Annotated in this window: 15 protein-coding genes; 6 read left to right on the top strand and 9 right to left on the bottom strand. The window is 58.0% G+C overall.

Translation table 11 applies throughout. The annotated features are described in order from the left end of the window. Positions 1–7: 7 nt before the first annotated feature. The 5 genes from ACRESJ_RS15940 to ACRESJ_RS15920 form a co-directional block, all read right to left on the bottom strand. Complete coding sequence (locus tag ACRESJ_RS15940; protein ID WP_431758757.1) at positions 8–4,552, bottom strand: hypothetical protein; 4,545 nt, start codon at positions 4,550–4,552, stop codon at positions 8–10. Between the two features lie 28 nt (positions 4,553–4,580). Next, on the bottom strand, positions 4,581–9,155 hold the full coding sequence (locus ACRESJ_RS15935) for a hypothetical protein (RefSeq protein ID WP_431758756.1): 4,575 nt from the start codon (positions 9,153–9,155) through the stop codon (positions 4,581–4,583). 159 nt (positions 9,156–9,314) lie between these two features. Then, a complete protein-coding gene (locus ACRESJ_RS15930; protein WP_431758755.1) occupies positions 9,315–10,415 on the bottom strand; it encodes a polyamine ABC transporter substrate-binding protein in 1,101 nt (366 codons plus the stop codon). 5 nt (positions 10,416–10,420) lie between these two features. Continuing rightward, positions 10,421–11,458: a histone deacetylase family protein gene (locus ACRESJ_RS15925; protein WP_431758754.1), complete on the bottom strand. Its 1,038-nt coding sequence runs from the start codon at positions 11,456–11,458 to the stop codon at positions 10,421–10,423. Between the two features lie 287 nt (positions 11,459–11,745). Next, the gene (locus ACRESJ_RS15920) at positions 11,746–12,744 is read right to left on the bottom strand and encodes an AraC family transcriptional regulator (protein WP_431758753.1); all 999 of its coding nucleotides are present in this window, start codon (positions 12,742–12,744) and stop codon (positions 11,746–11,748) included. A gap of 219 nt (positions 12,745–12,963) precedes the next feature. Between ACRESJ_RS15920 and ACRESJ_RS15915 the strand changes: the two genes are divergently transcribed. Further along, positions 12,964–16,371, top strand: a complete 3,408-nt coding sequence (locus tag ACRESJ_RS15915) for a dermonecrotic toxin domain-containing protein (protein WP_431758752.1) — start codon at positions 12,964–12,966, stop codon at positions 16,369–16,371. Between the two features lie 58 nt (positions 16,372–16,429). Here the strand turns inward: ACRESJ_RS15915 and ACRESJ_RS15910 are convergent, their stop codons facing one another. The 3 genes from ACRESJ_RS15910 to aspA all read right to left on the bottom strand — a co-directional run bounded on the left by ACRESJ_RS15910 (position 16,430) and on the right by aspA (position 20,847). Then, positions 16,430–17,434, bottom strand: coding sequence for an asparaginase (locus tag ACRESJ_RS15910; RefSeq protein ID WP_431758751.1), 1,005 nt, complete (start codon positions 17,432–17,434; stop codon positions 16,430–16,432). Positions 17,435–17,546: 112 nt separating this feature from the next. Then, positions 17,547–18,995: an alanine/glycine:cation symporter family protein gene (locus tag ACRESJ_RS15905; RefSeq protein WP_431758750.1), complete on the bottom strand. Its 1,449-nt coding sequence runs from the start codon at positions 18,993–18,995 to the stop codon at positions 17,547–17,549. A 427-nt stretch (positions 18,996–19,422) separates the two neighbouring features. Then, positions 19,423–20,847: an aspartate ammonia-lyase gene (gene aspA / locus ACRESJ_RS15900; RefSeq protein ID WP_431758749.1), complete on the bottom strand. Its 1,425-nt coding sequence runs from the start codon at positions 20,845–20,847 to the stop codon at positions 19,423–19,425. Between the two features lie 180 nt (positions 20,848–21,027). Between aspA and ACRESJ_RS15895 the strand changes: the two genes are divergently transcribed. Beyond that, positions 21,028–21,936: a LysR substrate-binding domain-containing protein gene (locus tag ACRESJ_RS15895; RefSeq protein WP_431758748.1), complete on the top strand. Its 909-nt coding sequence runs from the start codon at positions 21,028–21,030 to the stop codon at positions 21,934–21,936. 93 nt (positions 21,937–22,029) lie between these two features. On the opposite strand, the gene ACRESJ_RS15890 is transcribed toward ACRESJ_RS15895, so the two are convergent. Beyond that, positions 22,030–22,617, bottom strand: a complete 588-nt coding sequence (locus ACRESJ_RS15890; RefSeq protein WP_431758747.1) for a reprolysin-like metallopeptidase — start codon at positions 22,615–22,617, stop codon at positions 22,030–22,032. A 394-nt stretch (positions 22,618–23,011) separates the two neighbouring features. Here ACRESJ_RS15890 and purE point away from each other — a divergent pair, with 394 nt between their 5' ends. The 4 genes from purE to ACRESJ_RS15870 all read left to right on the top strand — a co-directional run bounded on the left by purE (position 23,012) and on the right by ACRESJ_RS15870 (position 25,562). After that, complete coding sequence (gene purE / locus ACRESJ_RS15885) at positions 23,012–23,503, top strand: 5-(carboxyamino)imidazole ribonucleotide mutase (protein ID WP_003213411.1); 492 nt, start codon at positions 23,012–23,014, stop codon at positions 23,501–23,503. Between the two features lie 12 nt (positions 23,504–23,515). Beyond that, positions 23,516–24,601: a 5-(carboxyamino)imidazole ribonucleotide synthase gene (locus tag ACRESJ_RS15880; RefSeq protein WP_017476761.1), complete on the top strand. Its 1,086-nt coding sequence runs from the start codon at positions 23,516–23,518 to the stop codon at positions 24,599–24,601. Positions 24,602–24,704: 103 nt separating this feature from the next. Further along, positions 24,705–24,950, top strand: a complete 246-nt coding sequence (locus ACRESJ_RS15875) for a GlsB/YeaQ/YmgE family stress response membrane protein (protein WP_003213408.1) — start codon at positions 24,705–24,707, stop codon at positions 24,948–24,950. A 78-nt stretch (positions 24,951–25,028) separates the two neighbouring features. After that, a complete protein-coding gene (locus ACRESJ_RS15870; protein WP_023659290.1) occupies positions 25,029–25,562 on the top strand; it encodes a DUF3299 domain-containing protein in 534 nt (177 codons plus the stop codon). Positions 25,563–25,603 lie beyond the last annotated feature (41 nt).

Raw genomic sequence — 25,603 nt, 5'->3', positions numbered from 1 at the left:
TCGAGCATCAGGGTTTAGATTCAAGTTTGAAGAATGGCGATGGATCGCCGATACGCCGAAGGACGTAGTCCAGAGGCGTCAATTGGGACAGTGCCTGGCGACGCTCGGCAGTGAATTGCTGAAGATGCGAATCGGCGATTTTCAGGTGCGCAGCGGTGTATTGCTCCAGCGGAGCATCAGCAGCTGCGTAATGAAAATGCGCGAGCCACAACGGCTTGTCCTGTTGAGTGATATCCAGTACCTGGTATTCCTGAAAGTAGTCTCGGCGCTGCTTAGTCTTGATCCGGCCCTGTCCATTCCTGACGATCCGGACCTGTTTGTTATCCAGTAGCCACTGCAAATACGCCTGTCGGGGTTGCCGATCCTTGAGCAGACTGGCGCGGATGCTGATGCCTTGATCGCGTAGTCGGACGGCTGCGCTATTGAGCTGCGCACTCAAGTCGCCCACGGGGAGCCGCGATCCACCTTTTGCACGTAAGCGTTCCAACGCCTGATCGACAATGGCCGCTGACTGCTCAAGGCGCTGAGCCTGCTGATCGAACAAATCCTGCATGTCCGCCGGGATACGATTGGGTCTGAAGGCGTCCTTGCGGATGCGACTAATAAAACTTTCTACGCTTTCATTCAGTGTCAGGGCGTTGTCGACAATGTCGGTGTCATCCAGCACTGCGGGTGCATCAGGTTTTTTCCTGGCCGGAAGCACTTCCCTGATGGGCAGTTCGGCGGGTGTCGAGGTTTCGGCAGGCGCCGGTTTGCGTGGCCGAGTTTTGGTGACTTTACCTACTGGCCGGGATGGACCTGCAACGGCAGGTTTCGGCACGGCAGGTTCGACGGCTTGCCCACCCTCGGGCAATAGCACGCTGAGTTGCTCCTGGGCCAGTTGCTTGAACTCGCCGATCAAGGTTTTTAACCGTTCAAGCTCAGTCGGTTCAACCTTGTCCGGGTATTGACCAGGAAGGTCTTCCAAGCGCTGGTTCACATCCGCGTAGACGTCGATCAGCTGGCTCAACCTGTCGATGTGAAGCATGGATGACTCACCGCTCTGCGATGTTTTGATCAGGGCTGCATGCCGGTGGGTGGCTGTTGCGGCATCGGTAATCAACAAGCCGACCGCTTCACGGGCTGCTTCATCGGCCTCAGCAGCGGTACCGCGCATGCACACTTCATGAGACATGCCGATCTCATTGGACTTCAGATCCCACTGGTTGAAGGCGGGAAGCAGTTTTCGCAGGCTCTGCACGGTGGTCATGCCTGCGTTGCCGACTGCATTGAGGGTCCCAAGTGATGCCTCGGAAAGTTGCAGGCGGGCGATGATGTCATGGCTCAAGGCCAACGCCTGCCTGACCCTCTGTACGTGCGCCCGCAGTAAAGCGTTTGATTCTATGACCGTGTCTTCTGCCAGTGTTTGGACAAGTTTTGCATAGGCGCCGCGCTTGAGTACGAACCATATGCAGAGGTTCTTTTGCAGCTCGATACTCATGCGCTGCAAATCGTTGAGATACTCCTCGGAACCGCCATTTAGGCGCCATTGCTCCAGGTTTTTCAGCGCCTGATCATACTCACCGATCAGCGTTTCCAAATGGCCGAGGTAACGCTGTGTTGCCTGTTCGTGCGCGGGCCCGGTTGCGCCCTCCATCTCGGAGTGAGCCTTTTTCAAAGCCGCATTGTTGGCAGCCTCTTGGCGCTTGAACGTCTCCAGCACAACGCCCAGCCGTTTCTTCTCCTGCTCTTTGGCTCTGCGATTTGCTCTGAGCTGGCTTCGCAGGCTGGTACCGCCGGCACCGCCGCGCAAGCGCAATCGCGTGTCTACAAACCATTGGCTTTTTTGGTTATGGACCAACAGCGGACCGGTTTTCGAGGGCGTAGCCGGGTGAACAATTTGCACCTGCTGATCGTCGTTTTCCATGACACGGAACCAGCGTTCGCCGACTTTTGCATAGGACTTATTGTCCAGGCGATACAAGGGCGCGGTGTCGTGCAAGCGGGTTTCCAGGGTTGGACTCGTAAGGTCGACGGCCGGTACTGCCAGGCTTTCCAGATAAGTTGCCAATGCCGTGGGGGAAAGATGGGGCACTGAACCATGGGGCTCAAGTGAGGAGAAATGGCTGGATGGAAGTTCACCTGTCAGCGGCGTGGCTATCAACGTCACGGTGGGCTTGGCAGGCACTATTGGCGGGACCACGTTGGTCTTGGGCGGCTTGTCATGGTTCACCTTTGGCGCCGTTCGCAGCCCGGTCTTGCGGCGAGTAGAGGCGTGATGGGCCAGGATCATTCCCAGGTTCAACAGCATATCGGCGACGGCGCCCCATTCGGCTTGAGCGTCACCGCGCGCGTGGGCATCCAGTACCAGGTCGATTTCACTGATGCTTTGCCAGACCCAGACTGCAGCCCCGGCCGGGCCGCTGAGAAAGTTCGCGGCGATGTTGAACAAAGCCCAGCCGCTGTCTTGAAGCACGGCCCAACGTCGTTGAGCATTGGATAACGATTGGCGGTCGGCGAGTTCGGCCATGGCCAATGCATGGGTCTTGAACAGGACGGGAAAAACATCGCCGCTCAGTTCATTTGAGGAGAGTTTGACAGGGCTGGCCCAGTTCGAAGGTGTCCAGGGTTCGGAGAGCAATTGCGCACCCAGCCATGGGCTGGGATAGCCGATAGGGAAGGTGTATTGGGCGTATTTGAAGCTGACGGTCGTGTTGGGCAGCCACGCCAGCACCGAATCCCTCAGCTCGCCCGGTTGGTGCAGGGCGTATAGCAGATTTTGCGCTGACGGGAACTGCAGCAGTGGTTGGTCGAACAGCGGGCGATAAAGCAGGCAAGGGCCGGCGCCTGGCTGCCGCGGACCGATGATGTACATGTTGGTAACGGTGTCTCCGTCAGTTTCTTCGGACTGGACAAAGGCCAGGGGACGGATGACCACCGTTTGCGAGTGCCCGGGTGTCGGGTTGAGCCATTGGCGAACATGGCGACAACCTTGCTCATCTATGCCGCCGATACGGCGAATTTTGCACTCCAGCGCAATCAACGGCAGCAGGGCGCGCAATTGCCGGATGTAGAACTGCTGCTGCAGGGTGGCTTGCCCGGCGTCATCGATCAATTTGTCGCGGATCAGGCGGGGGTACGCTTCGCCAATATCGACCTTGCTCGACATCGTTGTCAGGTAAGCATCGTTTAGCCAGGCGGGGACTGTTCGGGGCGGTTTGAATCGAAGGGTGGCTTGAAACGGCGCAGTGTTTTGCAACGCGTATTCGCCCAGGGTTTCAGTGTGGGCATCGAGCGGGTTGGGCAGCGTCAGGCCGCCTGCCTCGAAACTGTCGGTGATGGCGATCTCCAGGTTGTCCAGCGGTAGGCCAGCTGCGGTGGGCTTATCGGCAATGATCGCTTCACGCATGCGCTGCTGGGCGAACGTGGTGATGGGCTGAATCCGAAACAGTTTTTTGTCGGTCTGTTTGTACAGTTTGCCCAGTTCGTTTATGGATTGGCTGTAGTGATCCAGGTCGGTAGCCGAGGCACCGAACAGCCAATCGGGTATTGAGTCATCCAGTTCGATGAGTGCGCTCTTCTGTTGGCTGCTGGCATTTTCCATCAGCGCAGAAGAGGTGATGGAGGTACCCGCTTGGGCCGCAGGATATTCATTTGTGATCGCGGCAATCGCATCGAGCTGGCTGGCGATCAGGGCCCAGGCCATGTGGTCGAAAAAGTTACCCTCAGGCTCGAACAGCTGCCACTTCAGGTTCTGCCCCGGTGGTAGCGCATCGATTCGGGTGGGTAACGAAGCGCCCAACTGATCCAGGGAACCGAACGTTTCATAGCCGTTTTCCACGGAGTACATCATGACAAGATCGCGCTGTTCATAGCGCCCGGTAATCGCCGCAACTCCACCGAGAGTCAGGTGTCGGGTACTGTTTTGCGCGTGGACGGTGTCAATGTCTATGAGACTGACCCGAATGTCCGAAAGCGCTGATTCATGGGTCATACGATCCTGTTTTTCCGGATGAAGCGAGACGGCCCGCGCTACTCGGCACTGAACCTCATCCCAACCTTTGACGCTTTGCACATCAAGGGTTCTTCGCAGGGCTGCAGACAGCTCCAGCCAGTGCGGCGCTTGCCGCCCTTCATCGTTCCAATAGGCCAGTTGCTGCTCGCCAAAGGCAACGAAAAGCAGCGGTGAGTAGTCATTGAGCAATCTGGCAATGGCTTCGATACCGATATCCAGATGCACCACCGGAGTGCTCAATGGGTTCACGGTCAGGAAGTGTTCGCCCTCAAGATAGTTGGCAGTGGAATCAGTAAAGAATTGGCGGACCAGCGCGTGGCTCAGCGATTCAAACTGTGTGGGCATGGCCACGAGCGTGCCGTTGAAAAATCGCCATTGAGGTGTGCCGATCAAGGTTTGGTCGGGGTCGATATCGCGCTCGGGATACAGCGTCTTCAGTGCTTGACGCAGCAGTTGAGCGGCGACTTGATCGACAGTGGGGCCGAGGTTGATCTGGTGAACCACCTGGCTCTTTTGCAGTAAGGCGGGGGTTTCGGTGTTTTCTGTTTGTTCAGTCATCGTCATTTTCCTTTTTGACGTGCGAGGCTCATGAAAAGAACAGCGAGCGCGCCAGTTGCGGGCTGATCTCGCTGCGATAGATGGCGATCAATTGGCTGCTGGAGGCCGAAGTCAGGTCGAATGCCCCGGCCATCAGCCGTTGCTCACGCAGCTTCAGGTGGGCAGCAGTAAATGCCTCGGCAGGGGTATCGCGGGTGGTGTAATGAAAATGTGCGTACCACAATGGTTGTCCGCTGCGACGCTCGCGAATCTCGTACTCCTGTAAATAGTCCTTACGCACGCCTTTGAGTTGGCGTCGATTACCACTTCTCACAATATCGATTTCATTTTTGCTCGACAGCCATTCGACACGAGCAGCCGTGGGCGGCTGTTGCTTGATCATCTCGACCCGAACCCGGTGGCCTTCGGCGTACAGTCGATTACTTTCGCTTTTCAGGTCCGTAACCATCGTTGTCACGGAGTCGGTTGAATTGGAGTGGGTCGGCGCTTGTTCCAGCGCCTTGGCACTTTCATCGAGGTGGTCAGCTTTGTGTTGGAACAGCTCCTCGATCTCCACTGGAATACGCCCCGGCTTTTTTGCGCTCGCTTCAGTTTGCCGAATGAAGTTATCAACACCATCGAGCAACGTCCGGCCTTGAGTGATTTGGGTCTTGAGGTCCGGTGTCTGGACTGTCGGACGTCGATGGCTGGTGTCTACTCGTTCAAGCCAGACACCTGGTTGTTTTTCATGAAAGGTGGCAATCACCTTGCCAGTCATGGGTGCTTTCACATCGAGCAGTGTGGGTTCTCCCGGTGCCGAAGGACGTAGTTCACCCACCACCGTTCCCTTGAAGCGCGTTTTGATTACTCGCTTTCGCGATGCCGGTCCGGACCTTGATGGGCCTGGGCGAGGCTCCAGTGACTGTTGCGCTCGCAGCATCTGCGCCAGGAAACTCTCGGCTTCACGGTGAAAGTCGCTGACTCGAGTGCGCAAGTGGCTGAACGGTTGCTCCAGCACCGCATCCTTGTGGGCGAGGGCAAAGTCTTCGAAGGACTGATCCATGGCGGCAAACTGCTCGACCAGGCTACTGAGGCCTTCGGTACGTTCGCCAACACGCCAAGAATCCTCTTCCAGCATCAGCTCCTGCGATGTCTGGATGATCAGGTTGGAAGTGTCGAGCAGACGTGTGAGGTCGTTTCGGGCTTGGGTTAGCGCAATGCTGTCTCCCTCTTTCAGGCAGACCTGCGCGGCCAGCGAAACCTGAAGAGCCTTGAGGTCGTTAAGGCTGAACCCGGGCAAACTTTTCCGGTAGGTGGCAGCCACCTCCTCGGCGTTTCTACCGAGTCGACTCAATTCGAGGAAGCGAGATTGGGCAAATTCGATTTTGCCAATCACGCCCTCGGTCAGGTCGACCATTTTCTTGTAAGTCGCATGGTCGCCGGTACCCTCTGCTGACTCTTCAGCTTCCAGTAGCGCCAGGGTTTCCCGCAGGGTTTGAGTGAAAGCTGGATAGCGCTGATCGAGCCATGACTGGTTGAAGAACAACTGGGTGCCGATCATCTGAACCATGCTGGTTCGGTAGCTGGGAACGGTGTCGAGCAAGTTCAGCGATTTCAATTGTTCGATTGGAGCAGCGTACTCCTCAGTGCGGCGTTCGAGCTTCTCAAGAAACTGCGTTTGGGCGGTCAGCAGTGCTTCGTCACCGATCGATTTTTTCATCGCGTTGTGGGCGTCCGTCAGCTCTGTGCGCGCCTGTTCACGGGTGTTATCAAATTCGGCCAGCTGCTGCTTGAGCTCGGCGATGCGTTGCTTTTTTTCCTGTTGCAGCACTTTGCGTCGGCTCGGCATGCCGCCCCGCAGCCGAAGGCGTGTATCGACGAACCACTCGCCCCGTGTGTTGCTGATCAGCGCTGGGCCGCTGCGCACAGGTTGTTGTCGAGTATCGATGATCGATACTTCGCCGGAATCCTCGACGTTCACCTCGAACCAGCGTTCACCCACAGGGGCGTAATAGTTCTGCTCATGCCGATAGAGATAGCGATAGTTGCCGCTTTCACTGGTGGGCGGCGTGAGTTGCTCGGGTCGGGTGATGCTGAAACTATCCAGGGTTTTGGTCAGGCTGAGGGCGGCGTCGGTTAAAACCGAAATACGATGTTGCGCAGGCAGTTCGCCGACAATGTCGGTTTTCTGAGAAATGGTTATAGGGCCTGCCGGTTTTTCCTTGATCTCGGTCGTCGCAATTGTCGGCTTTTTTTCTTCGAGTCTGCGGCCACTTGAGTTGCGCGTGCTGGCATGGTGGGCGAGCACCATGGCAAGGGTCAGCAACAGGTCCGTCATTGCGGTTTTCTGTTGTTCCTGGTCGCCTGCTTCCCCGGCGTCCAGGGTGTTTTGCAGGTCATCCAGTACCTGCCAGATCCAGGCGGCCGTCCCGATTGTCTTACCGAGGAAAGGCAGCGCCGCATTGAGGATCATCCAGGCGGCGTGCTTGAAGGTGTCCCAGCGATTTTGTGCATTGGACACCGATCGTTGCTGTGCCAGCCCGACCATTGCATTGATGTTGGCCTTGTACAAAGTGGTCAGGTAATCGGTAGCGATAACCTGAGCGCCCAGAGACAGCGGCCCACTCATTTGCAGGGAGGTCAGTGGGTCGGCCAGGAGTTGCGATACGGACCAGACCGAAGGCCGTTCGCCGGTGAATACGTAGTTGGCGTAATTGGCTCGCACCCCTTCCGGCAGCCAGGCCAGTACCGATTGGCGTAACGTCGGGGAATGCTTGATGGCGTAGACCAGGTTGGCCGGCGTCGGGTATTGGCTCAATGGTTGAACAAGTAAAGGGCGGTAGAGCAGACAGGGTCCTTTATCCATCTGTCGAGGCCCGATCACGAACATGTTGGTCACCTCGTCCGTGGAGGTTCCCGCGCGCCAGCCTGGTCTAAAAGCCAATGGCCGAATGACAATCTCCTGGCCATCCACCCAGCGATTGGCATCAAGGGGCTGCACCACGGCAGCGACATAGCGATAGCCCAATTCGTCGAGCCCGCCTTGTGCGCGAATCTTTTGTTGCAAGGCCAGCAGTGGCAGCTCGACGCGCAAATGGCTGGTAAACAGGTTTTGCCGGCGCAGGCTATCGAGGGGATTGTCGAGCAGCTTGCTCTTTATCAATGCCGGGTAGTTCTTGCCGATGTCGACGCTGACGATCAACGCCTCCAGGTAGCTCGCCGTCATCCATGTTGGCAACGCGGTGGCACTGGAGCTGCGCACGGATTTGTTTCCCAGCGGCAGGGCAATCAGGTTTTGCAGTGCGAGATCGACCAGGCTCAAGGTGGTGCGCTCAGGTTCCACCAGTGGCGTAAAACTGCCCCAGACCACCACGCTATCGACGACGATTTCGATGTCCTCCAGCTTCAGCTGTGTGGCATCGGCATGCTGTCTGAGCATGGCCTCACGCAGTTTATCCAGGGTGTATTCGCGGATCGGTTTGATCCCATCCTGAAACGACTTCCCGGCGTTCTGATTGCGGACCGTGGTCAAATCCATCAAATGTCGGCTGTACGCGGTAAGGTCGCTCGATGAAGCGCTGGCTATCCATTGCGGCAACGCTTGCTCGACCTGCTTGAATCGTGAGGATGATTGTTTGTCCGTTGGGTCGAGATCGTTGTTCGTGCGGCTGATATGAGGTGCCAGGTCGGGGCTCACGCCACTGCTGTCGTCCCCCAGCGAGGCAATGGCGTCTGCTTGCAAGGCAATCAGGTTGCACGCCAGGTGATCGAAAAAATTGCCTTCAGGCTCGATTAGCCGCCACTGCAGGGGCTTGTCGCCCGGCTCTCCATTGAGATACGTCAACAAGGATTTGCCCAGCGACTCCAACGAGTCGTGGGTCTGGAAGCCGAAGGTGATGGTGTGACTCAGAATCAGCGTGCGGTTGGCCAAAGTCCCGATAAGAACGGCGACGTCGAGGTTATTGATGTGGATCGAGACATTGTCGCTGGCATAGTCAAGGTCGATCAGGCAAGCGCGCGAAGCAAAGCGGTCACCCACTGAGCGTGTGCTTTTGTCTGGATGGGCGAACAGGTGGCGGGCCATGGCGATCTGGTCGCTGTCCCATTCGGGGTTCGTTTCTACATTCCAGAATTCACGTAGAGATTTGGACAGGCCTTGCCAGCGAGGCGTCGAGGGAGCAGTGATGTGGTTCCAGTATTCGACCTGTTGCTCCTGGAACGCGACAAACAGCAGTGGCGCCAGTTCATTGAGCAGGCGCCCGATGGCATCGATGCTGACGGGCAGGTGCGCCGGGGTCGCTTCTTGAGGTTGCAGCGTGAGGAAATGCTCGCCATCGAGATAGACCACGGGTGTATCTGTTACTCCATGGCGTACCAGGGCGTCGGTCAGCGATTCGAAATGGCGTGGCCCGGGGACGACGTGTTGTTTGTGTAAAGTCCAGGTCGGCGTTACCACCATGGCCAGGCGAGGATCGATTGGCAGGGTTGGGTACAGCGCTTTCAGTTCGGGTAGCAGTGCCTGGGTGGCAACTTCCCTGATCGAAGGCCCTGCCACCAATTGGGTGAGCAGGGCTTCTTGATCGGCTGGAAGCCCGGTTGAGGCAGAGTCGTTTGCGTCCGGCATGGTCACATCCTTTGTGAGGGTGGCAGCACCGTTGAATAGTCGGTGCACGGTCCACCGCACAGTAGTGACGGGTAGCGTGATGTTGGCGGTATATAAATATCGCGGGCAAAAAAAGACCTGCGTTAGCGCAGGTCTTTTGTCGGTGGATCTCGAGGTGTGTCAGGTGCCGGACTTGATCTTGGTCCAGGCTCGGGTGCGGGCGCGCTCGGCATCGCGCGGTAGCGGTTGCAGGGTATAGAGCGTGCTCATTGCCGCATCGGTCGGATACAGGTTCGGGTTATTGCGGATCGCCGGGTCGACCAGTTCCGTGGCGTCCTTGTTCGGGTTCGGGTATCCGACGAAGTCGCTGACCGGCGCAATTACCTGGGGTTGCAGCAGGTAGTTGATGAAGGTGTAGGCGTCTTCGGTGTTTTTCGCACCCTTGGGAATCGCCAGCATGTCGAACCAGATCGGCGCGCCTTCTTTCGGCAGGCGCATATCGACGGTCACGCCATTCTTGGCCTCCTTGGCGCGGTTGGCGGCTTGCGAGAAGCTGCCGGAATATCCGACGGCGACGCAGATGTCACCATTGGCGATGTCGGCCATGTACTTCGAGGAGTGGAAGTAGGTCACGTACGGGCGGATTTTCATCAACAGCGCTTCAGCCTTTTCGTAATCCGCGGGCTTCTTGCTGTTGGGGTCCAGGCCGAGGTGCTGCAGCGCCAGCGGCAGAATCTCCGATGGCGAATCGAGCAGGGCGACGCCGCACTGTTTGAGCTTGCTGATGTTCTCTTCCTTGAAGATCAGGTCCCAGCTGTCCACTGGCGCGTTTTCGCCGAGGGCTGCCTTGACCTTGTCCGGATTAAAGCCAATCAAAATGGTGCCGTACATGTAGGGAACGGCGAATTTGTTGCCCGGATCGTTGGCTTCGATCAGCTTCATCAGCTTGGGATCGAGGTGGTTCCAGTTCGGCAGTTTGTTGCGGTCCAGCGGCTGGAACACGCCGGCTTCAATCTGCTTGGCGAGGAACACGTTGGACGGCACCACCACGTCGTAGCCTGAGTTGCCGGTCAGCAGCTTGGCCTCCAGCGCTTCGTTGGTGTCGAAGATGTCGTAGACCAGTTTGGTCTGGGTGTTCTGCGCCTTGAAGTCTTCCAGGGCCTTGGGGGTGATGTAGTCGAACCAGTTGTAGACGCGCAGCGTTCGCTCTTCGGCGTGGGCGGCGCCACTGAGCACCGTGGCGCAGAGCGCTGGCGCGATAAAACGCGTGAGTCTGTTCATGTCGGTCATTTCCCCTGGGCGCTTTCAAAACCTTCAAGAACGTTCACGGCGTTGATGCCGATCTCTTCGACCGCGTAACCGCCCTCCATCACGAACAGCGTCGGTACGCCAAGGCCGGCAATGCGCTTGCCCATCGCCAGGTAATCCGGACTGTCGAGTTTGAATTGCGAGATCGGATCGTCCTTGAACGTGTCGACGCCCAAGGATACGACGATGATATCGGCACCGTAGCTTTCGATTTCCTTGCAGGCTTGCTCCAGCGCATCACTCCAGGTGTCCCAGCCTGAACCGGCGGCCAACGGATAGTTGAAGTTGAACCCTTCGCCAGCGCCTTCGCCGCGTTCATCGTCGTAGCCGAGGAAGAACGGAAACTCGGCTTCCGGGTGGCCGTGGATCGAGGTGAACAACACATCGCTGCGCTCGTAGAAAATCGATTGGGTGCCGTTGCCGTGGTGGTAATCGACGTCGAGGATCGCGACCTTTTTATGGCCCTGATCGAGGAAGGCCTGGGCGGCGATGGCGGCGTTGTTGAGGTAGCAATAACCGCCCATCAAATCGCCGGCGGCGTGGTGTCCCGGCGGGCGGCACAGTGCGAAGGCAGCCTGGGCGCCGCGCTGGATTTCGGCTTGGGCAGTGAGGGCAACTTGCGCTGCACTGTAGGCGGCTTGCCAGGTACCGGCGGTGATCGGGGCGCCGCCGTCGAAGCTGTAGTAACCGAGTTCGCCGTGCAGGCTCGTGGGTTTTTTCTGGCGCAGGGTGCGGGCCGGCCAAGTGTAGGGCAGCAAGTCACCGTCGGTGTTGAACTCGGTCCAACGGGCCCAGGCGCCTTTGAAGAAGTCGAGGTAGTCGCGGCTGTGGATGCGGGCAATCGGGTCGAGGCCGAAGTCTTTCGGCCCTTGTACCGGGCCGAGGTTCTGGTTCTGCACGCGGGCCAATACGTGGTCGGCACGGGACGGCATCTCGAAACAAGGCTTGAGCTGGCCGTCGATCAATTCGCAACGGCCGTGGTGCAGGTGGTGATCATCCGAGTAGATCGTCAGCATTTCTTGTTCTCCGCAGGCTGATTCGGTTGAACACAGTGTTGCGGCGCAGACAGTTTTGGAAAACGGTAGGAAAGGCCAAAAGGGGATTGATATGGCCAATAACTCTGACCGAAATTCGCCCCTTTTTGGCGCGAGGGAACCCTGGCGAAGTGAAATACCCGTGGGAGCAGGCTTGCCAGGAATTGTAGGAGCGAGATTGCTCGCGAAAAACGTTAACGATAACGCGAGCCTCTTGAATGGTCGCGGCGTCTATGGGTTTTTCGCGAGCAAGCCCGCTCCCACAAGAGCTAACCGTGTGGCCGGAACTGGCTGGGCGCCACACCGCTCCAGCGTACAAACGCATGGCGAAAACTGGCCGTTTCGCTAAAGCCCAACGCCTCGGCAATTTGATAGATCGGCAACTGATCCTCGCAAAGCATTTGCTTGGCCTGCTCGAAGCGTAATTCGTCGAGCAATTCCTGATAGCTGCAGCCTAAATCCTTGAGATGACGGCGCAAGGTACGTGCCGAACAATTCATTTGTTCGGCAAGACCCTCAAGCCCAGGTGCGGCATTCAATTGCGCGCTGAGCAATTGCCGAATCCGCCCCAGCCATGCCTGACGACCGGTGAATTCGAGGTTCTGTTTTCGGCAGCGTTCAGCCATGGCCTGGTGGGTGATGAGGTCCGCCAGTGGCAGTGGCTGGTCGAGCCAGCGCTTGTCGAAGGCGAATGCATTATTCCGAGCGCCAAAGTGCAGCGGGCAGTCAAAGTGTTGAGCGTAGGACGCTTCGTAATCAGGGGCGCAATGTTCGAAACGTGCAGCAAGCAAAGGCAATGGATGGCCAAGCAGATCGTCACAGGTGACTTTCAGCGACACCAGGCAGAACTCGGCGTTGAACACTGCCATGGCTGGACTCTCGCGGTAATCGGCGGCGGCGAACCAGACGCGCTCGCCGTCGTCCTCCAGGCTCAGTTCAAAAAGTGTTCCCAACAGCGCCGGGTAGCGTATCGCCAGACGCAAAGCGTCACCGAAGGTGGCACAGGTGAGCAGGGCATAACCGAGCATGCCGTAGCAGGAGACGTGCATTCGCCGGCCCAACTCCAGGCCAATGTCCCGCTTGAGTGCAACGGCATTGGCGCAGACTCGCATCTCTTGATTGGTGGTAATACGAGTGTCGGCACGGTTCAGATCGGCCGCACTGATGCCGCTACCGGCCAGCAACGCTTCGCTGGACAGGCCATCAGCCTTGAAGGCGTTGAGCACCAATGAGACGGCATTGAGCGTGGTGAGATGGGAGTGGAGCATAGGAATTTCCAGCCTTGGGTTGCCGCAATGGGGAGCAAGTTGTGTGCCGTGCCTGATGGATTGGGTTTACGGAGTACCCGGTGAAGCTGCCCGACACCAGCTCCATATCCAGATACCGCCTACCACGCCAGCAAGGCGCTTACCTTGGACATGACTGTTGCGCGCCCGCGCGTTGGCGGTCGTTACGACATTTCACGTCACCAAGGATGGACCTGAATCATGAACCCTACAGACCTTATTCCGACCTCTACTCGACCGCTGCGACCCCTGGGGCCGGACTCCGATGTGGCATTACTGGCCCTGGACGTTCTGCACCTGTTTGCCGATCGCCCGACCCTGCGAGAAACGGCACAAAGGACCTTGCAACAAGTCCTTGATGAGCGTTTTCCCGACTTCGATATTCAGGCCGCCAGCGCTGCCGTCCTTGAGCCTCAATGGCGTGCAACCCAAGGCCAGTCAGGCTTTGAAGGTTATCGCAGCTATGGACTGACGGATCTTTTGCTTGAGCGCTATTGGCAAGGCAGTTGTCGGGTATTCAGTGATGCGAGCTTTCTCTCACGGCACGCCAATGTAGAGACTCCTCAAGCCGTTGGAGTCGGTCTGAACGACATCCAGCAGATGCTCGATGAGTGGGGCCCGCTATTGCTGGAGTGCTATCAACAACAACTGACGGCCTTCTGGAGTCAACCGAGCGAGAGCGCCGCCAGTCCCTGGCGGCAACTTTGCGACCTGTTTCGAGAGCAACTGCGCATAGCCTCTCAGGCACTTGTCGGTGAAGCATTGCAGGTGGTCCAGAGCGTACTTGATGACCCCGATAACACTGAACGCGAGAGGGTTCAGGGTGATGCGGCGACCCAGGCTGGCATTACCTTCGTGTACGAGGACGTCAGTGCCTCGTCTGCGGATGATGTGCTGGTGCTGTCGATGGCCCGCAGTATTGGAGAGCGAACCATTGCGCTGCTGTACACATTGTCCGGTGGGATTGAAGTGTTCAGTTCTGCGCAAGCCATGGAGCAATCATGGTTTGGCGTACGCCGCGCGGGGCCTTTGTCACTGCGAAACTACCTGCCTGAACATGACGTCTTTGATGCGTTGACCCTGAGCCTTCTCGAGCGACAACTGCAGGTTATCGCGACGATCGATCCAACAGCCTTCGCAGACTTGCCAAGTCTTGAACGACGGCTGGAGCAGATCAGTAGCCCGACTGCATTACTTGGCGCCTTTCGGTCAGGGCATGAGGCAAGGCTGTCGACCCTGGAAGACTTGCTGCCGTCATGGCTCAAGCAAGCCTCTGCGGCGCAGCGCAGTGATTACAGCCGCCTGCTGGCCTCGCTGGCGGAGCAAAATCGAACCGGCACCTCATTCCTGTCGGGTATTGCTCCGATGCCTGACTTTGCCGAGCAAGTGTTGAAGGCGCTGATACTTGCGGACGATCCGACCCGCTCAGATATCAATGTGCGCGACATCGAGGTGACGTTGCAGCGGGTGACGAACAGCGCATTTGAAATCATCGATCCACCCATCCCCGAACTTCGCTACCAGTCGACTACCTCGTCATTTGCGCAACTGGCCGTGAAAAATCTAGGTGCCTTGCCCCTGGTTAAATCGCAGATTCGCTATCGCAACGGCGAACCCCCGCAGTGGATGACCTATGACTACTTGAGGGCGCTGACTACTCGCGCTGACATCGGCCAGCAGTATCGCGACATGCTGCAACGCGAATTGCTGGACGACCCTGATGAAGCCAGCCGCCGACAACAACAGTTTCGCGCCAGCATGTGCATTCAACTGCCGCTGTTGGCGTTGGAATTAAAAATCCGCAAGCAGTTGTCGAATCAGGCCTACCGCCAGATTATCGCCGCACTGCAACCGGCCTTGGTCGATCGCCAGGTCGAGGGACATGCCATGGTGGTAAGGCCACTGGGGTTCCAGGTTGGAACCGACGCCAGTCCTGACTACGTCTTGAATATGTTTGTGATCGGTCCGCAGGAGTTTGGCCGCGGGCCACATGTTCTCTATCGGCCTGCATCGAACGAACCCATGCTCGAGTTTGCCTCCTGGGTAACGCTGTTAAGCGCCATTCAGAAAGACGGGCCATTGCAGAGCAGCGTGCTTGCAGGGCTCGCGTCTACTACACGACCTGTTTATGCGAACGGCGGTTTCCTGGAGCCTCACGTGGGTCGGATGGTTTTCGGTGACTTCGACGCGCTTGAGTCGCAAAGCGTTTCGCTCGCCAGTAGCTCGCTGTCAGTCGATGTGTTCAGCGCCCTGTATCAAGCTTGTGCCCAGGCGCTGATCGAGCAGGCCAACGGCGATTCCGTGTCGAACTCAGAGGCACGTTGGGACCGGCTCAAGGACTTCGGATGGGCATTGTTCAACTTGCTACAGCCATTATTTGACGGCCCGCTGGCAGCTATTGGGCTATTGGTCCAACTCACGGCGAGCGTTGAAGTACTCGTCCAAAGCGAAAATGCAGAGAACCGATGGGAAGCAGCGGCAGATGTCTTGATGAACCTGGCCTTGATACTGGTGCATACAGGTTCACCGGTGCGCGCCTTGGCGCGTGCTGAAGTGTCGCTCGATCGTCCTATCCCGCTCGACAACGCCATCGACCGGCGCTCTGTCTCGGCAACGACTCAAGCCCCTTTTGGAGGAAAAGCGAGGCTCTTTTACGGATGGACCAGCGCGCGAAGCCGATTTTCGCTCAAGGATTTGGCCAATCTCGACACATTCAAGCTCTCGGTGCCACCGCGTGGAGGTTCGTTGATCAATACCGGCGAGTTTCGAGGACTTTATCAACAAGGCAGCAACTGGTACGCCAGCGTCGAAGGCAACTGGTTTCGAGTGTCACGCACTTTCGACGGTGCCGTGATCATCGATCCGAAGTTTGTGGCGCGGACGGGACCCAGGCTCAAAGCTGACGAGCAGGGGCGCTGGACCTACGATTACCACCCCCGCCTGTTGGGAGGCGCAGGGCTGAGCGTCTCGGCCAGGAAGAAACTCAAGAAGCTGGAGAAGCAGGCACGAACGTTGTTGGCCGGGTTCAGCGAGCAGGTGGCTGACGCCAAGAGGATGTCCCAAAGCAATCGTTCTCCACTCGACGTAGAGGATCTCATCTTGCTTAAGGTGCCCCCGATTGAAACCGCTGCCGACGAGATCGAGCGGTTGACCCGGCCGGTGGGTGAAGAGTCCTTACAGCCTGTGGTCGATGAGTTGAGGGATACAGCCAGGCGGCTTACGGAGCTGGCACGGCGAACACGCATTGAAATGTACAAGTCGAGGAACCCGACCTCTGGCGCGGTGCAGTATCTGTCAGGGCAAGAAGAGATAAGCATCCGCAAGCTAGGGGGGCGAAAGGATAGCTCTGCGGGTAAGGGCACTGATTTTCTGCAGGAATACGAGATCCGCGACACCGACAATAATGTGCTGTGGTATGCCCATTTTCATTACCTGAAAAAGGACGCGCCGCCAGCATCCTTTACCAAGGCCCACCTCAAAACAGCGGCACAACGCAGCCTCGGTCTGAAATTTCAAAAGAATCAAGAAGCCACCGGCCATTCAGTGACCGGCATTTGGCGAGGCGATATTGGTCTGGCGATGGCGAAGGAGATCTTCCTCGACGTGTAGCCTGGGTGAGCAGCGCAAACCTTCCTGCGGGTAACCAGCAGGAAGGCTGCGTTGGGATTCAGCTCAGCTCGCCACACAGATCCTGTTCAACCAGATGACGGACTTCATCGCTCGCCAGCCCAGCGCCCAATAATGCATGCAATTTGCCGAACGCCGCTTCACGGGTCATGCCACCACCGGACAACACGCCAACACCACGCAAACGGCTTCCGGCCTCGTAGACATCCAGCTCAACGCCACCTTCATGACATTGAGTCACCGCGACTACCACGACACCTTTGTCCCGCGCCCGGCCGAGGCTGGCGAGAAACTCAGGGTTGTCGCTGGGGCCAGTGCCGCTGCCGTAACACTCCAGCACCAGACCCTGAATGCCGCTGTCGAGCAAGCCGTCGAGGATCCCGGCGCTGATGCCTGGGAACAGTGGCAGCACGGCGACGTTCGCCAATTGCTTGGGTTGGTTGTAATTCAACTGTGCCGGCAGCGATGACGCTTTAACGCCACCGCCCTGACGCTCCAGCCGCTTGAACGGGTGCCGACCGAAACTGCGCACTTTTGCGCATCGTGTCGGGTCCAGAATTTCGCCGTGGAAGTACAAATGCACGCCAGGCGCCAAGCCATTGCCCAAGGCCACCAATGCACCGCCGAGGTTTTCCCAGGCATCACTGTCAGTGACGCCGGCCGGCAGCATCGAACCGGTGAAGCAAACGCGGGCGTGCAGGCCCAGCAGCTGGAAGCTCATCGCCGCTGCGCTGTAGGCCAGTGTATCGGTGCCATGCAGGATCAGTACGCTGTCGCAGCCTTGTACATCAACCGCATCAACGACGGCTTCACGCAGTTGCTGCCAGTACGTTGGAGTCATGTTGGCGCTGTCGATCAGCGGTGACATCTCACGGAAGCGCCACTGCGGCACCACCAGTTCAGGCTGGCTTTGCAGATAGTCGTGCATCCGCGCTTCGAAGCCGGACGCCGGGGCCAGGCCGTTGGCGCTGGCCTGCATGCCGATGGTGCCGCCGGTGTAGAGCACCATGACGTGCTGGGCGGCAGGGTAGATCGATGCATTCATGGGAGATTCTCCGAAACAATGACTGCATTGTGGGATCGCCGCACCGCCGCTCCCACAATGGATTTGCGCACTCTAGCTGACGGGCGCAAGGGATGCGCCCGCTTTTTACCAATCAGCGTTGCGCTGCGGGTACGCCTAGCGACACTGGTTTTGCCTGCGGAGCAACAGGCGGGTTTGCCGGCCAGGCCTGGCGGTCCAGATCCAGATCGGGGAACTTGCTCGAATCGAAAACCGGCGTCTTGATGCCAGCGGCGCGCTGGTCATCGTAGTCACGCAGGATGCGCATGCCGACCTTGAACAGCAGGAACAGCGCGATCAGGTTTACGAAGGCCAGCATGGTCATGGTGATGTCGGCGAAGGCGAACACCGTGCCGAGGTTTTCAATGGCACCCCAGAAAATCAGCACCAGCACCAGCGCGCGGTATCCGATCAGCGCCTTGCGGTTTTCTCCAATCAAAAAGCGCAGGTTGCTCTCGCCCAGGTAGTAGTTGTAGAGGATCGAGGTGAATACAAACAATGCCAGCGCCACGGAGATGAACATCCGACCCCAGTCACCGACCACGGCAGCCAGGGAGTTCTGGGTCAGGGCAATGCCGTCGCCTTCGAAGCCCGGGGTGTAGAAACCCGAGAGCAGAATCAGCAACGCGGTGCAGGTGCAGATCACGAAGGTATCGAGGAACACGCTGAAGGCTTGAACCACGCCTTGCGCCACCGGGTGCTCGACCGATGCAACCGCAGCCACGTTAGGCGCACTGCCCAGGCCGGCTTCGTTGGCGAACACACCACGCTTCACGCCCATGATAATGGCGCTACCGATCAGGCCACCGAAAGCCTGGTCGAGCCCGAAGGCGCTTTTGACGATGGTCATCAACATGGCTGGAACATGGTCAAACTGCAGCACGATGACGTAGATGGTGACGCCGATGTACACCAGGGTTTTGACCGGCACCAGCAGGTCAGCGACCTTGGCGATCCGCTTGATACCGCCGATGAACACCAGGCCCAGCAGTACCGCCAGAGCAATACCTGTGTAGGTCGTGTCCAGACCGAACGCATTGTTCAGCGAGTGGGTCACGGCGTGGGATTGCAGGCCGTTGAAGGCAAATCCAAAAGTGATCAGCAGCAGGAACGCCATGATCATACCCAGCCAGCGCTTCTGCAAACCGTGCTGGATGTAGTAGGACGGACCTCCACGGAATTGGCCTTCGGAGTCGCAGCGCTTGTAGAGCTGGCCGAGAGAGCATTCGAAGAAGCTGCTGGACATGCCGACCAGTGCGGTCACCCACATCCAGAACACCGCACCGGGTCCACCCAGGGTCACGGCAATACCGACGCCGGCGATGTTGCCCGCACCGACGCGGCCGGCGAGGCTAAGCATCAGTGCCTGGAACGAGCTGAGTTGCCCGGCGCTGCTTTTGAGGCTGTCGCGGAACACCGCGAACATGTGGAAGAAGTGACGCAGTTGTACGAAACGCGAGCGGATCGTGAAGTAGCTACCGAGCCCGACAATGAGCACGATCAGTACTTTCCCTGAGAGGAAGTCGTTAATGACTTCGAGCATGGATTATTCCTCGCTGTTTTTTATGTAGGCAAATGCTGGGTGGTGAGAAACATCGCGTTACACCGGTTTGCGCGCGGCAAAACAGGCGAGGCGATTTTTCGTCCCGGTTCCAAATTGCGGGTTTGTTATGAGTTCGGGTTTCGCATGGGTTGTGGGCTCGCTACCGACGACCGCCCCTGCGAAGAGGGGCGGCACTATACCGATGCTTTTCTGTGGGAGCGAGCCTGCTCGCGATGGGCGTCAGGAGTACGCCGTATTCGCTTGGGAACGCGGCGCCCTCAGGTTCATCGCGAGCAGGCTCGCTCCCACAGTCATTGCATCGGCAGCGGATAAAAAAAGGGCCTGGAGAGTGATCTCCAGGCCCTCAAAAGGTGAGAGGTGTCTAGTCCCTCGACCTGGTGAGCGGTGCTACCAATAACGCGTCGGATCAGGCTTTAAGCGGAACCAGACGCGGAGCAATCATGTTTTCCGGGCGCAGGATGTCGGCAAGCATGGCGTCGTCGAGCAGGCCTTCTTCGCGCACCAGTTCCAGCACGCCGCGGCCGCTTTCGAGAGCGATACGGGCGATGCGGGTGGCGTTTTCGTAGCCGATGTACGGGTTCAGCGCGGTGACCAGACCGATCGAGTGCTCGACCAGTTCACGGCAACGTTCTTCGTTGGCGGTGATACCGGTGATGCAGTGCTCGCGCAGCATGTCCATGGCGCGTTGCAGCAGGCGGATCGAGTCGAGGATCTTGAAAGCGATCAGCGGCTCCATCACGTTCAGTTGCAGTTGGCCGCCTTCGGCCGCCATGGTCAGGGCCAGATCGTTACCGATGACCTGGAACGCAACCTGGTTTACGGCTTCCGGAATAACCGGGTTGACCTTGCCAGGCATGATCGAGCTGCCTGGCTGACGCGCCGGCAGGTTGATTTCGTTGATGCCGGTGCGCGGGCCGCTGGACAGCAGGCGCAGGTCGTTGCAGATCTTCGACAGCTTGACCGCGGTACGCTTGAGCATGCCGGAGAACAGTACGAAAGCGCCCATGTCGGAGGTGGCTTCGATCAGGTCGGCTGCCGGAACCAGCGGATGACCGCTGATGGTGGCCAGGCGCTGAACGGCCAGGAGCTGGTAACGCGGGTCGGCGTTGATGCCGGTGCCAATCGCGGTGCCGCCCAGGTTCACTTCGGTCAGCAGTTCTGGCGCCAGTGTTTTCAGGCGTGCAAGGTCTTCACCCAACGTGGTGGCGAAAGCGCGGAATTCCTGGCCCAGGGTCATCGGCACGGCGTCTTGCAGTTGGGTACGGCCCATCTTCAAAACGTGGCTGAATTCTTCACCTTTGGCGGCGAACGACTGGATCAGGCTGTCGAGGCTGGCCAGCAACGTGTCGTGACCCAGCAGCAGACCCAGGCGAATCGCCGTCGGGTAAGCGTCGTTGGTCGACTGCGCCATGTTCACGTCGTTGTTCGGGTGCAGGTACTGGTATTCGCCTTTCTGGTGACCCATGGCCTCCAGTGCGATGTTGGCGATGACTTCGTTGGCATTCATGTTGGTCGAAGTGCCAGCGCCGCCTTGAATCATGTCCACCACGAACTCTTCGTGGAAATCGCCGCGGATCAGACGGGCACAGGCTTCGCTGATGGCAGCGTGCTTGGCTTCGCTCAGGTGACCCAACTCGCGGTTGGCGTCAGCGGCGGCTTGTTTGACCATCGCCAGGCCGACAACCAGCTTCGGGTAATGCGAAATCGGAACGCCGGAGAGACGGAAGTTGTTCACCGCTCGCAGGGTCTGGATGCCGTAATACGCTTGAGCAGGTACTTCGAGTTTGCCAAGCAGGTCTTTTTCTGTGCGGAAAGATGCAGCGGAGGACATGATAGAAATCATCTCGATATGGACCCGGTCTGTGCCGGAACACTGCAAATGCTAGGCTTGTGAAGAATTTTGGGCCAATGCTGTTAAACACTGGCCTATGCACATTCGGCATAATGCCCGTGTGACGCCGTGTTCGCGGCGAGCGTGTGACCTGTTTTGGTGCGTGTCCGGGAGGGCTAGATGAATCTTGAAAGTAAATGGCTGGAGGACTTCAGTGCCCTGGCTGCTACCCGTAGTTTCTCCCAGGCGGCGGAACGACGCTTCGTGACCCAGCCTGCATTCAGTCGCCGGATACGCAGTCTCGAAGCCGCGCTGGGACTGACCTTGGTCAACCGCTCGCGCACGCCGATCGAACTGACGGCGGCGGGACAGTTGTTTCTGGTGACAGCACGCACCGTAGTCGATCAGCTCGGTGAAGTGCTGCGCCATCTGCATCATCTGGAAGGCGGGCAGGGTGAAGTGATGCAAGTCGCCGCTGCGCACTCCTTGGCACTGGGGTTCTTCCCGCGCTGGATCGCACAGTTGCGCAATGAGGGTTTGAACATTGCCACACGATTGGTGGCCACCAACGTGGGCGATGCGGTACATGCATTGCGCGAAGGTGGCTGCGACTTGATGCTGGCGTTCTATGACCCGGACGCGGCAATGCAGATGGACCCGGAAATTTTCCCCTCGATGCACTTGGGGCACACCGAAATGTTGCCGGTTTGCGCGGCGGATGCTGACGGTAAACCGCTGTTTGATCTGGAAGGCGAGGCTAGCGTGCCGCTCCTGGCCTATAGCGCCGGTGCGTTTCTTGGCCGTTCGGTGAACGGTTTGCTGCGCCAGCGCGCATTACGCTTCACGACCATTTACGAGACGGCCATGGCTGACAGCCTCAAGAGCATGGCGCTTGAGGGGTTGGGAATTGCCTGGGTACCGCAACTGAGTGTGCGTGCTGAACTGGCGCGCGGTGAGTTGGTGGTCTGCGGCGGCCCGCAATGGCATGTGCCGCTGGAGATTCGTTTGTACCGCTGTGCGCTGGTACGCAAGGCAAACGTGCGGTTGCTGTGGCGCAAGCTTGAGGGTGGAGCGGCGAGCAGTCATTAATAATTAAATAGCGCAGAGCCGTATGGCTCTGCCGCTAACGAACTTGAGCGTCAAGCATAGTCAGCCGGGTAAATGTCACTGCGCGGCCTGAACTTATGGAAAGCGATTGAGGTACTGGCGAATGTTTTCCCTATTTTTGTCGCTGTAACGGTATGCATTTCCGCGCAGAGGCGAAAAATCATCGCTGAGCATGATCGTGTCGTGCCACCATCCGTCATAGATCACATCGCTATCTTCGTGGGTAGCCCCCAACATATGACCTATTTCATGTGCGGGAACTCGGTAAGAGTTGATCGATGCAATTGCGCAGTGACCCTCCCGTGTCGCTACGCCTTGTATGTTATTAAGTCCACCGAACCTTACGCTGATAGGGTGACGGGTAAGTAACAGCGTTTTCATGAGATTCGTTTCATCACGATCCCTCTCTGAATGACTCGCATACCAGTCGTGTAACAAGTCTGTCCAACCTTGCAAGGCGGCAGAGATATCATCGTTCTGATAGTTATATTCTGCAAATATTGGAGCTTCGTCCCAATGATATATTGCAAATTTGACTTCACGCCCCGAGATGGATTCAAGCTCTGTTTTCAGCCAGACAAAATAATCGGTATATAAAGTATTTTTTTGATAATTCTCCAGGTCACGATGAATGACTATGATTATTGTAATGCTCATTTTCATGGTTGCTGAACTTCCTGTTTAAGTTAAGTGTTTTGTTAATTTAAACTAGGTTGGGTGTAAGTATTTTTCTAGTTATGATTTGTTTTTTTATGTGTTTGAAGTTAAAAAGATGGAAGCTGCAAGTTATAAGTATCGTGGAATGTAGTGAAGTAAGAGATCAAGCACTTCACTACATGCCTGAGCCTAAATGATTGACTTGATAGTCAAGAAGTACGCCTTTATCGATCGCACGACAGATGGTCAACTCGGGGGCTGTTTATCTGCTTCATTGAGGTATACTGCGCGGCCTTCGGCCGGTTCGCCTGGCCATAATTCGTACAATCAAGCCACGCATTCTGCGTGGCTTGTTGTTTTTTGATGCGCCTGCGGGCGCCCAGAGAGAAGAGGCACGACGATGAGTGCATTGGTTGGCGTGATCATGGGCTCCAAGTCCGATTGGTCCACCCTTAGCCACACCGCCGATATGCTGGAAAAACTCGGCATTCCCTACGAAGTGAAGGTGGTTTCCGCCCACCGCACTCCGGATTTGCTGTTCCAGTATGCCGATGAAGCAGAATCCCGTGGCATCGAGGTCATCATCGCCGGTGCCGGCGGCGCAGCTCACCTGCCAGGCATGTGTGCGGCCAAGACTCACCTGCCAGTGCTGGGCGTACCGGTGCAGTCGTCGATGCTCTCGGGCGTGGATTCGCTGTTGTCCATCGTGCAGATGCCCGCCGGTATTCCGGTGGCCACCCTGGCGATCGGCAAGGCCGGCGCGATCAACGCTGCCTTGTTGTCCGCCAGCATCCTCGGCGCCAAGCACCCGCAGTTCCACGCGGCGCTGAAAAAATTCCGTGCTGAGCAGACAGACAGCGTCCTGGACAATCCAGACCCACGCATTGCCTGAGGTGGTTGATTGATGAAAATCGGTGTAATCGGTGGCGGCCAACTGGGCCGCATGCTGGCCCTGGCGGGTACGCCGCTGGGGATGAACTTCGCTTTCCTGGATCCGGCACCAGATGCCTGCGCAGCTGCGCTGGGTGAACACCTGCGTGCGGACTACAGCGACCCGGATCACCTGCGCCAACTGGCCGATGAAGTCGACCTGGTGACCTTCGAGTTCGAAAGCGTCCCGGCTGAAACCGTGGCCTTCCTGTCGCAGTTCGTGCCGGTATACCCGAGCGCCGAAGCCTTGCGCATCGCGCGTGACCGCTGGTTCGAGAAGAGCATGTTCAAGGACCTGGGCATCCCGACACCGGCTTTCGCCGACATCCAGTCCCAGGCTGACCTGGACGCCGCAGTCGCCTCCATCGGCCTGCCGGCCGTGTTGAAGACCCGCACCCTGGGTTACGACGGCAAGGGCCAGAAAGTCCTGCGCACCGCCGCCGACGTGGTCGGTACCTTCGCCGAACTGGGCAGCGTTGCCTGCCTGCTGGAAGGCTTCGTGCCGTTCACCGGTGAAGTCTCGCTGATTGCCGTGCGTGCCCGCGATGGCGAAACGCGTTTCTACCCGCTGGTGCACAACACCCACGACAGCGGCATCCTCAAGCTGTCCGTGGCCAGCACCGATCACCCGCTGCAAGCCCTGGCCGAAGATTATTCGAGCCGTGTGCTTAAGCAACTGGATTACGTCGGCGTGATGGCGTTCGAGTTCTTTGAAGTCGACGGTGGCCTCAAGGCCAACGAAATCGCCCCGCGCGTGCACAACTCCGGGCACTGGACCACCGAAGGCGCCGAGTGCAGCCAGTTCGAAAACCACCTGCGGGCGGTAGCGGGCTTGCCATTGGGCTCCACGGCAAAAGTCGGCGAGAGCGCCATGCTCAACTTCATCGGCGTGGTGCCGCCGGTTGATCGCGTGATCGCGATTGATGACTGCCATCTGCATCACTACGGCAAGGCGTTCAAGGCCGGGCGCAAGGTCGGCCACGCCAACCTGCGCTGCAAGGATCGCGCGACGCTGCAAGCGCAGATCCTCAAGGTCGAAGCGCTGATCGCCGAGCAATAACCCAAGGCCGGGCGGAACCATTGGTACCCGCCACCCTCTGATTGCAGGAAGCCAAAGTCTGACTAGGCTTTGACTGAATTCACTTCAATCAGAGGGAAATGCCATGGGTATCATTGGGACCATCTTTATCGGTTTGATCGTCGGCCTGCTGGCGCGTTTCCTGAAGCCAGGCGACGACAGCATGGGCTGGATCATGACCATCCTGCTGGGTATCGCCGGTTCGCTGGTTGCGACTTATGGTGGCCAGGCACTGGGCATCTATCAGGCGGGCCAGGGCGCAGGCTTCATTGGTGCGCTGGTGGGTGCCGTGGTGCTGCTGGTGATCTACGGTCTGCTGAAAAAGAAGTAATTTAGCGACCAGGCCCTCTGCGCTGCGCAGGCGCAGAGGGCTAGAATGCCGGCACTGTAATCCTTGCCGAGCCTCTCCATGCGCCGTCTTCTGTTATCCCTTCTTCTATGCACCGGGTTGGCCCACGCTGGCGAACTGCCGGAAACCGACTGGCTGGAACTGATGCCCAAGTCGGACCAGAAAGCCCTCGAAGAAATGCCGGAAATCGACCACAACTCCCCGGAAGCCCAAGGCACGTTCACCGCAAAGGGTGGCCTGAAGCAGAGCAAGGGTTTGCCGGCGGTTATGTATTCCACCAAGACGGTGGCTGCCATGAACGGCAAGAATATTCGCATTGGCGGCTACCCCGTGCCGCTGGAAACCGACGCCAAGGGCCGCAGCACGCTGTTCTTCCTGGTGCCTTATCCGGGCGCCTGCATCCACGTGCCGCCACCGCCGCCCAACCAGTTGGTGCTGGTGCGTTATCCCAAGGGCTTGAAGCTGGATGACATCTACACGCCGCTGTGGGTGACGGGCACGCTGAAGGTGGAGAAGGTCAACAATGACCTGGCCGATGCGGCGTATGCGTTGGATGCGGGGAAGGTGCGGGCGGTCAAGGAATCGGATCTCTGATCTGATGCAGAACCTAATGTGGGAGCGGGCTTGCTCGCGAA

The sequence above is a fragment of the Pseudomonas sp. genome (assembly GCF_050739655.1).
In the GTDB taxonomy this organism is placed as follows: domain Bacteria; phylum Pseudomonadota; class Gammaproteobacteria; order Pseudomonadales; family Pseudomonadaceae; genus Aquipseudomonas.
Note: the sequence above shows the minus strand (reverse complement) of the source record. Positions and strands in the feature narration are given on the sequence as shown.